1 protein-coding gene is annotated in these 348 nt (G+C 49.7%); it reads left to right on the top strand.

Annotated features, from left to right (window positions below):
- A partial coding sequence (locus EYW48_RS21615) for a contractile injection system protein, VgrG/Pvc8 family (RefSeq protein WP_277433093.1) occupies nt 1-348 on the top strand: 348 nt, incomplete at both ends.

The raw sequence follows: 348 nt of genomic DNA, 5'->3' as shown, positions 1-348 counted from the left end.
ATAAACCGGCGCAGTTAGAGATGCTGCGTGATGGCCTTGTCGTGCAGCGCGTGCATGGCATTATTCGTCAATTTAGCAAGGGCGATATTGGTCATCACCATACGTTTTACTCGCTGACTTTAGTGCCAGCGTTAGAGCGTTTGTCGCTGCGTCACAACAGTCGTATCTTTCAGCTCAAAACGGTTCCAGAAATCCTCTCGGTGCTGCTGCAAGAAATGGGTATTAACGATTACGCGTTCTCGCTCAAGCGTGAAGCGACCCAGCGAGAATTCTGCGTGCAATACCGAGAAACCGACCTCGATTTTCTGCATCGTTTGGCGGCAGAAGAAGGTTTGGTGTATAGCGTTA

Origin of the sequence: Vibrio sp. 1180_3 (genome assembly GCF_029478545.1) — a bacterium.
Taxonomy (GTDB): Bacteria; Pseudomonadota; Gammaproteobacteria; order Enterobacterales; family Vibrionaceae; genus Vibrio; species Vibrio aestuarianus.
This window is presented reverse-complemented; position numbering and strand designations above follow the sequence as displayed.